The organism is Micromonospora sp. C28SCA-DRY-2 (assembly GCF_030519475.1).
Taxonomy (GTDB): Bacteria; Actinomycetota; Actinomycetes; order Mycobacteriales; family Micromonosporaceae; genus Micromonospora.
The window spans coordinates 379,785-392,597 of sequence record NZ_JAUMKD010000003.1 but is presented as its reverse complement, the minus strand read 5'-3'; the positions used below and the strand labels follow the sequence as shown (position 1 = coordinate 392,597).

Annotated in this window: 10 protein-coding genes; 3 read left to right on the top strand and 7 right to left on the bottom strand. The window is 74.3% G+C overall.

The window, feature by feature from the left end:
* Nucleotides 1-9: 9 nt before the first annotated feature.
* From Q3W71_RS15380 to Q3W71_RS15370, 3 genes are all read right to left on the bottom strand, one after another.
* A complete protein-coding gene (locus Q3W71_RS15380) occupies nucleotides 10-1,026 on the bottom strand; it encodes a zinc-binding dehydrogenase (RefSeq protein ID WP_302920002.1) in 1,017 nt (338 codons plus the stop codon).
* A 47-nt stretch (nucleotides 1,027-1,073) separates the two neighbouring features.
* On the bottom strand, nucleotides 1,074-1,439 hold the full coding sequence (locus tag Q3W71_RS15375; RefSeq protein WP_302920001.1) for a MerR family transcriptional regulator: 366 nt from the start codon (nucleotides 1,437-1,439) through the stop codon (nucleotides 1,074-1,076).
* Between the two features lie 188 nt (nucleotides 1,440-1,627).
* Nucleotides 1,628-3,889: a catalase gene (locus Q3W71_RS15370; RefSeq protein WP_302920000.1), complete on the bottom strand. Its 2,262-nt coding sequence runs from the start codon at nucleotides 3,887-3,889 to the stop codon at nucleotides 1,628-1,630.
* A 197-nt stretch (nucleotides 3,890-4,086) separates the two neighbouring features.
* Here Q3W71_RS15370 and Q3W71_RS15365 point away from each other — a divergent pair, with 197 nt between their 5' ends.
* Together Q3W71_RS15365 and Q3W71_RS15360 are read left to right on the top strand one after the other, a co-directional pair.
* Nucleotides 4,087-4,833: a glyoxalase gene (locus Q3W71_RS15365; RefSeq protein WP_302919999.1), complete on the top strand. Its 747-nt coding sequence runs from the start codon at nucleotides 4,087-4,089 to the stop codon at nucleotides 4,831-4,833.
* A gap of 146 nt (nucleotides 4,834-4,979) precedes the next feature.
* Nucleotides 4,980-6,317, top strand: coding sequence for an MFS transporter (locus tag Q3W71_RS15360; RefSeq protein WP_302919998.1), 1,338 nt, complete (start codon nucleotides 4,980-4,982; stop codon nucleotides 6,315-6,317).
* 39 nt (nucleotides 6,318-6,356) lie between these two features.
* On the opposite strand, the gene Q3W71_RS15355 is transcribed toward Q3W71_RS15360, so the two are convergent.
* Nucleotides 6,357-7,619 carry an ROK family transcriptional regulator gene (locus tag Q3W71_RS15355; RefSeq protein WP_302919997.1) on the bottom strand — a complete coding sequence of 421 codons (1,263 nt, stop codon included), beginning with the start codon at nucleotides 7,617-7,619 and terminating at the stop codon, nucleotides 6,357-6,359.
* A 211-nt stretch (nucleotides 7,620-7,830) separates the two neighbouring features.
* Between Q3W71_RS15355 and Q3W71_RS15350 the strand changes: the two genes are divergently transcribed.
* Nucleotides 7,831-10,308, top strand: coding sequence for a low temperature requirement protein A (locus tag Q3W71_RS15350; RefSeq protein WP_302919996.1), 2,478 nt, complete (start codon nucleotides 7,831-7,833; stop codon nucleotides 10,306-10,308).
* A 28-nt stretch (nucleotides 10,309-10,336) separates the two neighbouring features.
* Here Q3W71_RS15350 and Q3W71_RS15345 read toward each other — a convergent pair whose 3' ends face one another.
* The 3 genes from Q3W71_RS15345 to Q3W71_RS15335 all read right to left on the bottom strand — a co-directional run bounded on the left by Q3W71_RS15345 (nucleotide 10,337) and on the right by Q3W71_RS15335 (nucleotide 12,715).
* On the bottom strand, nucleotides 10,337-10,723 hold the full coding sequence (locus Q3W71_RS15345) for a DUF2267 domain-containing protein (protein WP_302919995.1): 387 nt from the start codon (nucleotides 10,721-10,723) through the stop codon (nucleotides 10,337-10,339).
* 86 nt (nucleotides 10,724-10,809) lie between these two features.
* A complete protein-coding gene (locus Q3W71_RS15340; protein WP_302919994.1) occupies nucleotides 10,810-11,151 on the bottom strand; it encodes an MmcQ/YjbR family DNA-binding protein in 342 nt (113 codons plus the stop codon).
* A 124-nt stretch (nucleotides 11,152-11,275) separates the two neighbouring features.
* Nucleotides 11,276-12,715, bottom strand: a complete 1,440-nt coding sequence (locus Q3W71_RS15335) for a nitroreductase family protein (protein ID WP_302919993.1) — start codon at nucleotides 12,713-12,715, stop codon at nucleotides 11,276-11,278.
* Between the last annotated feature and the right edge of the window lie 98 nt (nucleotides 12,716-12,813).

Here is a 12,813-nt window from a genome sequence, read left to right as displayed (position 1 = left end):
CCGGGGGTCCTAGCGCCAGGGGTCGAGGGCGTGCTTGCCACGGGTCTGACCGGCTGCGAGTCGCTGCAGCACCGCCGGCCCCTCGGCCAGCGGATGAACCTGAGGGGTACCTGGCGGGTACACGCCCTGGGCGATGAGTGCCTCGATCTCGGCGAGTAGTCCCCGGTACATGGACGGGGCCGCGGCCGCCAGGGCGCCGATGTGCAGGCCCTTGACCTGGACCTGGTGGGTGAATACCAGGTCGTGCGTGCTGAGGCTGGCGTCGCCGGAAGCGGCACCGTACACGACGACGCGTCCGGTGATGGGTCTGGTGACCGACAGGCTGGTCGTGAACGTGGCGCGTCCCACCGACTCCAGGACCAGGTCCACACCGCCGGTCCGGCGGGTGATCTCCTGGGCCAGATCGGCGCGGCGGCTGTCCAGGACCTCGTCGGCGCCGAGCGCCTTGACGGTGGCGTGCTTGTCCGGTGACGCCGTGGCGATCACCCGCGCGCCGTAGTGGCGGGCGAGGCGGACAGCGGCCTGTCCCACGCCCCCGGCCGCGGCGTGAACGAGCACCACGTCACCCGTCTTGAGCTCGCCCAGTGGCTTCAGTGCCGCCAGTGCGGTTGCCCAGTTCAGCACCAGGCCGAGAGCTTCGGCGTCGCTCCAGCCGGAGGGGACGGGGAGTGCACCCGCGGCCGGCATCGTCATGTACTGCGCGAAGGCGCCCGGTCCAGTGCCGACGACGTGGGTGCCCAGGCGGAGCGGGCGGTCGATGTCCGGGCCGGCGCCCACGATCTCGCCAGCGGCCTCGAAGCCCGCCACGTAGGGTGCCCGCGGGCCTCCTCCATAGGTGCCACAGCTCTGCATGACGTCCGCGAAGTTGACCCCGGCAGCGCCCACCCGGATCAGGTACTCGCCGGGTCCAGGGACGGGACGAGGCTGATCGGGGGTGAGGGTCAGATCCGTCGGCCCCCGACGCGACCGCTGGATGAGTGCCCGTACCGTCTGCCCGTTGGCGTTTCGCCGCTCGTCGATCTCCATGCGTCCGACCGTAGAAGCCTCACACTGACGTCAAGGTCAAGTCGCGGTCATCGGCCAACCCGGCGAGCCTCGCGCAGGTAACTGTCGAGAGCCGCCTGCTGATCGCTCAGACTGGCGATGCGTGCGGCAAGCCGATCGCGATACCTCTGCACCTCCTGCAGGAACTCCGCACCCATCGTGACCGCCTCGGCGTCGGCTTCGGCAGCGAGACGGGGCAGGACGTCCCTGATCAACCGCACCGGCAGCCCGGACTCCAGCAGTGAGCGGATGACGCGGACCCGGTCGATGGTGGACCGGCAATAGTCACGGTACCCATTGCCGCACCGGCCAGGGACGATCAGGCCCTCGTCCTCGTAGTACCGCAACGACCTGGCACTCACGCCGCTGGCTCGGGAGGCCTCGCTGATCCTCATGCCCGGAACCAACGTCCGGGCGGTCCACGGGCTTCCAGCCCCGGCGTCACAAGAACATGAAGATCCCGCTGCGGCGTCCACGACCTCCAGTCCCGCACCATCCGACCACCGGGGGCCCGCGGCCTGCCGCACTCCCGGGCGTACGTCGAGGGCCTGCTCCGCCGGCGGAGCAGGCCCTCGGTGGGCTGTCAGGCGACCGAGGCGGGGAACCGTTCCCAGACCCGGTGCGCGGCCATCAGCCGTTGCACGGCGGTGAGCACGTCGAGCCCGGAGTCACCGCTGACCACGCCGGGCGTGCCCGCGACCCCCGCCCGCTCCAGCACGGCGACACCGCCGTTCCACGCGCCGATCGCCTTCGCGTGCCGCCAGCCCTCCTCGACCAGCAGCAGCACCCGCGGATCCACGGCCACCGGGGCCGCCGCCCCGGCCTTGGCGTCCCGGGCCGGCAGCGCGTCCGGCGCGGGAGCCGGCGCACCGGCCAGCAGCAGCACGTCGAACTCGACCGACCGGGCGGTGGCGAAGGTGCGCTGCACCGGCAGGCCGTCCACCGTGCCGCCGTGCGGCGCGATCAGCAGCGGCACCATGCCGGCGGCGAAGACCGCGCGCCGCACCTCGTCCACCCCGTCGAGACCGGCGGCCGGGTCCACCACGATCCCGACCGTCCGGCCGTCGGCCGGCCATTCCCGGCCGACCTGCGACAGCGCCGGGCTGGGCGCGACGTCGGCGAGGGGCACTGTCGGCTCCGGCGCGGGCAGCCCCAGGCCGGTGGCGACCTCCGCGCACAGCACCGGGTCGATGTTCGCCAGGCACTGCAGCTGGCGCTCCCTGATCGCCTGGTGGTAGCACCTGCCGAGCTCGAAGGTGTAGGCGCGGATGATGTGTTCCTTCTCCACCGGCGACATGCTCAGCCAGAACAGCCGGACCTGGCTGTAGTGGTCGTCGAACGAGACCGGGTTGGCCCGCACCTTGGGCGCCTCGGCCACCGTGACCGGCACGTCGACGAACGCGCCGTCGCCGTCACCGGCGGGGAAGGGGTTGCCGCCGTCGAGCGAGTTCGGCCGGTACGGCGCCACCCCCGCGTGCACGGCGTGCTGGTGGAAGCCGTCGCGGAGCATGTCGTTGACCGGGGCGTGCGGTCGGTTGACCGGGATCTGCGCGAAGTTCGGCCCGCCCAACCGGGTGAGCTGCGTGTCGACGTACGAGAAGAGCCGGCCCTGCAACAGCGGGTCGTTCGTGACGTCGATCCCCGGCGGCAGGTGACCGGGGTGGAAGGCGACCTGCTCGACCTCGGCGAAGAAGTTCGTCGGCGTCCGGTTGAGGGTCAGCCGGCCGACCGGCTGCACCGGCGCCAGCTCCTCGGGCACGATCTTCGTCGGGTCGAGCAGGTCGATCCCGGCGAAGGTCTCCTCCGGAGTGTCGGGGAAGACCTGGAGGCCGAGTTCCCACTCCGGGTACGCGCCGGCCTCGATCGCGTCGTACAGGTCCCGGCGGTGGAAGTCCGGGTCGACGCCGCCCAGCAGCTGCGCCTCCTCCCAGGTCAGCGAGTGCACGCCCAGCTTCGGCTTCCAGTGGAACTTCGCCAGCGCCGTCTCCCCGGCGGCGTTGACCAGCCGGAAGGTGTGTACGCCGAAGCCCTCCATCATCCGGTACGAGCGGGGGATGCCCCGGTCGGACATGTTCCACATCGTGTGGTGCTGCGCCTCGGTGTGCAGCGAGACGAAGTCCCAGAAGGTGTCGTGCGCGCTCTGGGCCTGCGGGATCTCCCGGTCCGGGTGCGGCTTGCCGGCGTGGATGATGTCCGGGAACTTGATCGCGTCCTGGATGAAGAAGACCGGGATGTTGTTGGCGACCAGGTCGAAGGTGCCCTCGTCGGTGTAGAACTTGGTGGCGAAGCCGCGGGTGTCGCGGACCGTGTCGGCCGAGCCGCGCGAACCGAGCACGGTGGAGAACCGCACGAAGACCGGCGTCTCCCGCCCCTTGGCCAGGAAGCCCGCCCGGGTGACCCGCTCGGCGGTGCCGTAGCCGACGAACACGCCGTGCGCGCCGGCGCCCCGCGCGTGCACCACGCGTTCGGGGATGCGCTCGTGGTCGAAGTGCGTGATCTTCTCGCGCAGGTGGTGGTCCTGGAGCAGCACCGGACCGCGCGGACCGGCCTTCAGCGAGTGGTCGGTGTCGCGCAGCCGCGCTCCCTGGGCGGTGGTGAGGAAGGCGCCCTGCTGGCCCTTCGCGGTGCTCGGCACCCCGGTCGGCGCACCGGTCGGCGTCCGGGTCTCCGGGGCAGCCTGCTCCTTCTTCGGCGGCAGCGGGTCGTGCGGCGTCGTCGGCTCCGCCACCGTCGGTGGTGCGCTGCCCGGCGCGCCGGGCACCTCCGGGCTCAGCACGTCACCCACCTTTTCGGCGGCGGCGGTGACGACGTCCTTGACGGCCTTGACGGGCTTGCGGGAATCCACTGGATGAGTCCTCCATGGAACGGCTACGGGGTGTGTTCGCCCTACCCCCGGCCGACCCCGCAAAACGCCTGCCACCGGGTCGCCGGTGTGATCCCGCCGGGCGCGCCCCGGTGGCCGCCGCGCCCCGCGCCCCGGCGTGCCCGCCGGAACGCTGGCACAATGGCCGGACCGTCGACCCGGAGCGGGGTGGAGCGCCGATGACGACCGAGGGCCGCGTCCGGCCGAACGAGACCACCGTGCCGCTGCTGCACTGCGTGTCGCCGGAGGAGACCCTGGCGTTCTGGCGGGCGCTCGGGTTCGCGGTCACCTACCAGCAGACGAAGCCGTACGTGTACCTCGCCTTCCGGTGGAGCGGGTTCGAACTGCACTACGGTGGCGCGCCCGCCGGCCTGGACCCGTCGGCCGAGAACACCGGCGGTTGCCTGGTGATGGTCGACGCGGTCGCGCCGTACCACGCGGCGTTCGCCGAGGCGATGCGCCGCACGTACGGGAAGGTGCTCGTCAAGGGGCTGCCCCGGATGACCCGCTTCCGGCCGGGCGCCTCGCGGTTCAGCGTCGTCGATCCGTCCGGCAACACCATCATCGTCATCCAGCGGGACGAGCCGGAGGACCTGGAGTACGGCGGCTCGAAGCGGTTGGCGGGCCTGGCCCGTGTCCTCGACAACGCCCGGATCCTGCGCGAGTTCAAGAACGACGACCGGGCCGCCTTCCGGGCGCTCAACTCGGGGCTGCGCCGGCACGCCGGGACCGCGTCCCCGGTCGACCAGGCGACCGCGCTCGCCGCGCTGATCGAGCTGTCGGTCGCGCTCGGGGAACCGGAGCGCGTCCCGGACTGGGGCAGCCGGCTGCGGCGGCTCCGGTTGACCGCCGAGGAACTCCAGCGGGTGCGGGCTGCGGTCGCCGACCCGGCCCTGCTCGGGCCCTGGCTGCCCGAGGCGAGCTGACCAGCCGGGAGTCGCGCCGCCACTCGACCCGAGGAGACGTGGCGTCGCGGTCGGGGCGCGTCCACCGCCGGGTGGCCCGACGAGGTCGGCGACACCGCCCACCCGGGGCTTGACCTGAAGTTCGGTTCAGCTTCCAGGATCAGCGGATGACCCTGACACAGCGGCCCGTCCCGGCGCGGGGCGTCCGCAGCACCGCCGGCGCCGGATACCTGACCGGGCTCTTCGTCGACGCCCTGGGCTCCGGGCTCTACCTGCCCCTCACGGTACTCTTCTTCCACCAGGTGACCCGGCTGCCGGTGGCGAGCATCGGCCTCGGCCTCACCCTCGCGGCGCTCGCCGGCCTGGCCGCCAACCCGGTCGCGGGCGTGCTCGCCGACCGGTTCGGGGCACGGCGCGTGGTCATCGCCAGCTACCTCGCGCGGGCGGTGGGCTTCGCCGCCTACCCGCTGGTCGACAATTTCGCCGCGTTCGTCGCGGTCGCCGCGCTGGTCGCCGCGGGCGACCGGAGCTACTACGCCGCCAACAGCGCGTACGTCGCGGACCTGGCGCAGGGCGCCGCCCGGGACCGGCTCTACGCGCTGGTCCGCACCGCCCGCAACGTCGGCTTCGGGCTCGGCGGGCTGTTCACCGCCGTGGCGGTGGAGTTCGCCGGGACGTCCGGGTACCACCTGGTGGCCGCCGGCAACGCGGCGAGCTTCCTGCTCGCCGCGGCGCTGCTCGCCGGCACCGGACGGCGGGCCGGCCGGGTTCGCCCCGCCGAGCGGGCACGCGCCGAGGCGCCGGGCCTGCTCGTGATGTTCGCCGGGTACCGCCGGGTCCTCGCCGACCGGCCGTACCGGCGGCTGGTCCTGGCCGAGCTGGCGTTCACCGTCGCCCACCAGGTCTTCCCGCTCGCCGTCCCGGTCTACGCGGCGGTGGTGCTGGACGCGCCGGCCGGCCTGCTCGGCGTGCTCTTCACCGTCAACGCCGTCCTCGTCGGCGCCGGCCAGCTGCCGGTGCTGCGGTGGCAGCGCACCGTACGCCGGACCCACGCGATGGCCTTCGCGGGCGTGGTCTTCATCGCCGGCTTCGGGACCTTCGCACTCACCGCCCTGCTGCCGGCCGGCCCCGCCGTGACGGTCGGGCTGCTGGCCGCCACGCTGCTGTTCACCCTCGGGGAACTGCTGCACACCGCACCGTCGGCCTCGCTCGGCGCCGGCGCGGCGCCCCCGTCGCACCGGGGCCGCTACCTGGCGGTCTACCAGCTCACCTGGGCGATCTCGGCGATCCTCGCACCGGCCGGCGTCACCGGCCTGGTCACCGCGAACCCGCACCTGCTCTGGCTGACCGTGGCCGGCCTCGTCGCGGTGGCCAGCCTGACAGTGCTCCGGCTCGCCCCCCGGCTGCCCGCCGAGGCGGTCTGGCCGGAACCCGCCGGGGAGGGGGAGCGACGGCCCGCCCGGTCGAGCGTCCGGGGCGACGGTCGCCGACTCGCTCGTCGATAGCAGGAGCTCGCAGCGGCGCCGAGCCGCTGCCCGGTCCGGCTAGCGGGCGGGGTGCGGCGCCGCCGGCGCGGCGGTGCGGGCGGCGTCGAGCCGGTTGGCGCGCAGGGGGTCGGCCAGCAGGGCGGCGAAGGCCAGCTCGGCCGCGCCGACCAGGGTCGCGTCGTCGCCCAGGGCCGAGACGGAGAGCCGCACCCGCTCGCGGGAGACCGGCAGCACGTTCTCCGAGATCCGCGCCCGCACCTGGGCGGCCGAGCCCCGGTACACGTCCCGCAGCATGCCGCCGAAGACGACCAGGCCGGGATTGAACAGGTTGATCAGGTTGGCCACGCCGATGCCCAGCCAGTCGCCGATCCGCCGCAGCGCGTCCCGGGCCGCCGGGTCGCCGTGGTCGGCGGCGTCGACCACGGCCCGGACCGCGTCCCGGCCGAACCACTCCGCCGGGCGGCCGGCCGCGTCGAGCAGGGCACGCTCGCCGACCTCGGCCTCCAGGCAGCCGCGGGAGCCGCACCCGCAGGGCCGCCCGTCGTACGGGTTCACCATCATGTGCCCGAGTTCGGCACCGTACCCGGCGTCGCCGTCGAGGAGTTCGCCGTCGACGATGATCCCGCCCCCGACCCCGACGTCCCCGTGCAGGTAGATCAGGTTGCGGACGCCGACCCCGGCGCCGCGCTGGTGCTCTGCCATGGCGCCCAGGTGGGCCTCATTGCCGACCAGCACGGGCAGGTCGAGGCCGAGCCGGCGGCCGAGTTCGGCGCCGAAGGCCTGATCCACCCAGCCCATGTCCGGTCCGAACCGGACCATCCCGTCTGAGGGCCGGATCATCCCGCAGTACGACGCCGCCACCCCGACGCAGACCGAGTCCGGCGGCGTGCCGTCGCGCAACTCGCGGCCGAGTTCGGCCAGCACCCCGACGACGACGTCCAGGTCGGCCCCGGCGCGGGAACGCACCGCGTCGCGCCGCTCGACGATCGTGCCGCCCAGCCCGACCCGCGCCGCTGTCAACCGGTCCACCGCCACGTCGAAGGCGAGCACGTGGACCCGGTCGGACTCCGGCCGGACCACCACCGAGGGTCGGCCCGCCCGGCCGGTCGAGGACAACCCGGACTCGCGGACCAGGCCCGCGGCCGCCAGGTCGGCGGTGAGCGCCATGATGGTGCTGCGGTTCAGCCCGGTCCGGCTGCCCAGGGCGGCGCGGGACAGCGGGCCGTGCAGGTGGACGTGCCGGAGCAGGGCACCGAGGTTGCGCCGACGGATCTCCTCTGGAGCGCGTCCGTCGTCCCGCGTCTTCCGGCTCTTCAGCATCTAGAGAACCCTGGTCGGCTGGTGGAAACCTACCCGCCAAGATACGCGTCGCGTAAAGCGTTGACGATGGCCCGCCCCGAGCGGGCGGGCGTTGGCGCGCGACCGGCGACCGGCCGGGACGACCGACCGGCGCCGGCGCGGTCGCAGGGTGGCCGGCGGCCCGCTTTCCGGATCGGCTGTCCGCCCCGGCGGCCCTTGGCAGAGTGAGGGGGTGACGGACAAGGGGCCGAAGGTGGCGGCCGGCCGGATCCAGCTGGTGGGGGAGTCCAGCGCGGTCAGCCGGCTGGAACTCTTCCTCGACCTGATCTTCGTCTTCGCGTTCGTCACCGTGACGGCCCTGGCCGCCGCCGACCTGACCGTGGTGAACCTGCTGCACGCCGGGGTGCTGCTGATCCTGCTCTGGACCTGCTGGATCTCGTACGCCTGGCTCGGCAACGCGGTGCGGGTGGACCGGGGTGTCATGCCGGCGGTCATGTTCGGCCTGGCGGCGATCGTCCTGGTCATGGGGGCGGACCTGCAGGAGGCGTTCGCCGACAAGCCGGGCGGCCTGCCCGGGCCGCTGGTCCTCGTGGTCTGCTACCTGGCCATCCGGGTGGGCACGCTGCTGGTGCTGACCATCGTCGCCTGGTCGGATCCCGCCGAACGCCGCGGCCACCTGCGCCTGTGGCTGCCCCTGCTCGCCGGGGCGCCGGTGCTGCTGGCCGCCGCGCTGGTGCCCCGGCCACTCGGGGAGGGCAGCACGGCCGGGGAGTGGGTCCGCTTCGGTCTGCTGGCGCTCGCCCTCCTGGTCGACCACGGCGGGGCGATGGCGATGGGCCTGACCCGGTGGCCGATCTCCTCGGTGAAGCACTGGACGGAGCGGTTCCACCTGATCATCCTGGTGGCGTTCGGCGAGGTCATCATCTCGGCCGGCATGGGGCAGGGCGTCGGCACCGGCACCCCGGTCAGCTGGGGGGTGGTGGGCGGGGCGGTGCTCAGCATGCTGCTGGTGGGCGTGCTCTGGTGGACGTACTTCGACATCGCCCGGTTCGGCGCGGAGGACGCGCTGGAGCGCGCGTCGGGCCGGGCCCGCGCGGCGCTCGCCCGGGACGCGTACACCTTCCTGCACCTGCCGATGATCGCCGGCCTGATCCTGCTCTCCCTCGGGCTCAAGCACACCTTCAACGGCCTGGCCTTCGAGTCCATCCGGCACGAGTCCGGGCTCGGCCTGTTCGCCCTGTACGGCGGGGTGGCGCTGTACCTGGTCGGCCTGATCGCGTTCGAGCGCCGGGCGATGGGCCTGCTCGGCCGCGGGCCGATCACCGGCGTCCTGCTGGTGGTCGCGCTGGCCCCGGTGGCGGCGCACCTGCCGGTGGTGTTCGGTCTGGCGCTGCTGGCCGCGGCCGTGGTCAGCCTGGTGGTGCTCGACCGCACCATCTTCCGGGTCCGGCACCGGGCGCTGCACGGCGCGATCGAACCGGTCACCGAGCGGTTCAGCGGTGTCACCCCGAAGGAACTCTTCCTCGACCTGGTCTACGTCTTCGCCTTCATCCAGGTCACCGAACTGATGACAGCGGTACCGAACGCGCGCGGACTGTTCGAGGGGGTGGTGGTGCTGGCGCTGCTGTGGTGGTCGTGGTCCTGCTACGCCTGGCTGGGCAGCGCGTTCCGGGCGGAGAACGCCGTCGCCCGGCTGATGCTGCTCGGGGCGGCGGCGAGCATCCTGGTCATCGCCATCACCGTGCCGGTGGTCTTCGCCGACCTGCCCGGCGGGCTGTCCGGACCGGTGGTCTTCGTGACCGCGTACGGCGTCGTGCGGGCGCTGAACCTCGCCGCCTTCTGGATGATCACCCGGCGCGACCGGGCGTTCCGGCGCCAGCTGGTGCGGCTGGCGCTGCCGGCCGCCGTGGTGCTCGCCCTGCTCTACGCCGCCGCGGCCGTGCCGCAGACCTCGGCCGACCCGGACGAGTTCCAGCCCGTCCGGGCGGCGCTCTGGGTGGCCGCCATCGTGATCGACTTCGGCAGCGGATACCTGCTGAACGCGCGGCACTGGCTGGTCCGCTCCGCGGAGCACTGGGCCGACCGGTTCGGGCTGATCATCCTCGTCGCGCTCGGCGGCGCGATCGTCTCGACCGGGCTGTCGGTCACCAACCGGGCGATCTCCACGATGATGATCCTCGCCACGGTGCTCGGGCTGGTGCTGGTCGCGGCGCTGTGGTGGGCGTACTTCGACGTCGACGCCACCACGGGTCAGCGCCGCGTGCAGAGCCTCAGCGACGGCCAGCGCAGCCGGCTGGCGCTGGAGGCGTACACCTACGCCCACCTGGTGATGATCATCGGCATCGTGCTGGTCGCGCTCGGGCTGCGCAAGACGGTGGCGGAGGTCGAGCGGGTCGCCGGACCGGTCGGCTGGGACATGCCCCACCTCACCCTCTACGGCGGGGTGATCCTCTTCCTGCTCGGCGACAAGCTCTTCTGGTGGCGCATCACCCAGCGGATCCGCCCGCTGCGGGTGGTGGAGCTCCTGACGCTGGTCGCGCTGACGGCGGCGTGCACCCGGGTGTCCCGGCTGGCCGGGCTGGCCATCCTCGCCGCCGCGCTGACCGCCTTCGCGCTGGCCGAGTCGGTCGGCAGCCGCCAGTTGCGCCGTGCCGTACGCGAGCCGCTGGTGCCGGAGTCGGCCGCGCCGTCCCCGCCGCACCGGCCGTAGCCCGGCGTCGAGCTGCGGCGGGTGCGGGTCAGGGCGTGCGGGGCACCGGTTCGGCCAGGGCCCGCAGGTCGGCCGGCAACTGCGCCAGTGCCTCCTCGAACTCCGCGTGCCCGGCCACCCGGTGCAGGGTCTGCAGGACGGCCCGTACGCCGGGCGCCGCGAGGTCGGGTGCCACCCCGGCCCGCTCCGCCACCCGGCGCAGGAACTCGTCGTGCCCGAAGACCTCGGGGTCCTCGGTGCCCTTGATGAGCAGCGGGCGCAGCTCGGCCGCGACACGGTCGGCCAGGTCCGCCGCCTCGCCGCCGCTGATCCGCTCCGTGAGGGTGCGCAGGGTGGCCTCGGTCAGGGAACGCGCGGTCTCCGCCGGGACGTTCGCCCGCGCGGCCACCTTGTCGAAGAACTTCAGCTCAGCCATGCGCCGTCCTTCCCGTGCCGGAGACCGTGGCTACCCGCGCCGACCGGCGGCAAACGGGCTCCGCCCGTACGCCCGTTCGCTCCGGCTCAGTCGCCCAGCCGCTGCCGGGCCAGGAACTTCGGCACCACCATCCGCCACGCCTCGGTCACCAGCTCGGTCATCTGGTCGTGGTCGAGCCGGTCGAGGTGGCAGCACACCCAGTTGAACCGCAGGTCGGACGCGCCGGGCAGGAAGAACACGTCGGGCTCGGCGGCGACCAGGCCGTCCCGCTGCTCCTTCGGGTAGCCGAAGCCCATCGTCCGCTCGTCGCGGGAGAAGGCGACGTAGACGATCGCGCCCACCCGGAACTTGATCCGGTCGTGGATCACGTGCTCGCTGGTGCGGGGGAGCGTCCGGGCCAGCGCGCGGACGTCGGCGACGGTCACCATGGGGTCACGGTAGCGAGGCCCCCCGACAGCCGGTCACCGTCGTCCACCGAGCGGCCACCGCGGGCGTCGGCGCCGGCTGGCCGCTGGGCGGCACGGGAGCGCCCGGCCGGCGCCCCGCCCCCGGTCAGGACCGGCCGAGGCGCGGCACCACCGGGCGGATCTCGACCGGGGCGCCCGGCCGGCCCCCGGCGCGGGAGCGGTATGCGGGGACGCCGACGCAGGTGAAGAGCAGGGCCGCGAGCTCGTCCGGCTCGGCCAGCAGGCCGGGCACCTCGGAGTCGATGAAGGTCATCCCGGACGCCCCCGCGCCCAGCGCGTACGCGGCCAGGTGCAGCCGCCCCTCGACCAGGCCGGCGGCGAGCTGGGCGTCCCGGTAGCCGCGGTCGTCCAGCCCGGCCAGCGGCGTGGCCGCGATGACCACGTACGCCGCGTCGCCGGCGAGCGACTGGTCCAGGCAGATCCGCAGCAGCTCGTCGCGCAGGTCGCCGGCGCGCAGCGGCCGGGACAGGTCGGGCCACCGGTAGAGGCCGGGCGGCACGCCGTCGACGCCGTGCACGGCGACCCAGTGCGGCACCGGCACCCCGCGCAGCGCCGCGGCCAGCGGCCACTCCAGCGCGGCGCGGGGCAGCGTCCGGGAGCGGTCCATCCGCCGCTGTGAGCCGCGCCGGCGCACCACCTCGTCGAGCGTGTCCGACGGCGGGAAGTCCGGCAGCGGGGCCGCCTGCGGCCACGGCTGCCCGAGGTCGTCGCGTTCGCCCGCGCGCTGCGCGGCGGTGCAGAGCGGCAGTTCGACCGGCGGCAGGTCGCCCGGGGCGGCGGGCCCGGCCGGCCCGATCGCCGGCTCGCCGTCGCCGAGGGACAGCAGGGCCAGCGGGTACTCGTGCACCCCGTCCGCGCCGACCAGGGTCCGCACCGCGGCGTCCGGGAAGCGCGACCGCAGCCGGGCCGGGAAACCGGCGCTCGCGGCGGCCGCCGACAGCTGGGACAGCAGCGTGCCGGCGTCCCAGTAGAGGTGCCGCCAGCCCCGCTCGGCGTAGCGCCAACCGGTCCGCCACGGCACGCCGGTCACCACGAGCGTGGTCACCGCCCCGGCGGCGGCGGGGGCGACCTGGACCAGCGCGTGCCGCGCCGGGTCGTACCAGTGCACGCCGTCCGGGACCCCGGCGACGCCGCGGGTGCTCGCGTAGACCTCCAGCGGGAAGCGCGCCCCGGCCGACCCGGCGGCCCGGTAGTAGATCGGCCGGCCGTCGCGCCGGGCGGTGCGGACCACGCCGGCGCCCAGGAACAGCACGCGCCCGAGCTGCGCCGCGTCGAGTGGCCGGGCCGGGCCGGTGACGCCGGCGAGGACGGCCGTCGCCGGTACGCCCGGGTCGGGCAGGTCGCGCGGCAGCGCCACGACGGGCAACCCGTCCGGGTAGTCCTTCACCGGCGGCGGCAGGGTCGCGGGGTCGTTCGGCACGAGGTCCTGGCGCACCCGCGGGTCGTCCGCCGGCACGTTCCACTCGCGGCTCGGCAGGTAGGAGGTCAGCCGGTGCAGCAGCCCGGCGCCGGAGTCGAGATCCACCCGGCCATCCTGCCAGCCCGGCCGGGCGTAGGGCGGCGCCGGCTCGTGGCCGGGCGCGCACCCGTCGCGGCCCGGCCGGTTTCGCGTTGCAGTTGCAT